We start from the raw sequence: 442 nt of genomic DNA on the forward strand, positions 1-442 counted from the left end.
AGCCTCCACTGGCCAACGTTCGTCAGGCCTACTGGTTCCGGTGGGCCTGACGAAGGCGCTGGTCCCTGACCGCCACCGCCAGCGTCAGCAGCATGACCAGGCCGATCACGGCGAAGCCGGCGGTGATTGCCGCGCTCCAGTCCGAGCCGGAAAGTACCGCGAACGCGAGTGCCGTGATCATGGCGATCCCCATTGAGGTGCCCAGTCGCTGGCCGGTCTGCACGATGCCCCCGGAACTGCCGGCGTAGTCCAGCGGCACCTCGGCCAGGGTCAGCGTCTGGTTGGGGCTGATCACCATGCCCTGGGCCATACCGACCAAGGAGAGCGTGGCCAGCAGCCACCAGACGCTCACCGCACCCGCCGCCTGCAGTTGGATGACCAGGATGGACAGGGCCACACCGCTCATGGCGCACAGGATGCCTGCGATGACGACCTTCCGGCC

At 67.6% G+C, this 442-nt stretch carries 1 pseudogene; it reads right to left on the reverse strand.

Features of this window, described 5'->3' with window-relative positions:
* Window positions 1-28: 28 nt before the first annotated feature.
* Window positions 29-442, reverse strand: a pseudogene (locus AC5RVV_RS18130) (MFS transporter); the annotation flags it as partial.

This window comes from Arthrobacter sp. MDT2-34-1 (assembly GCF_059091365.1).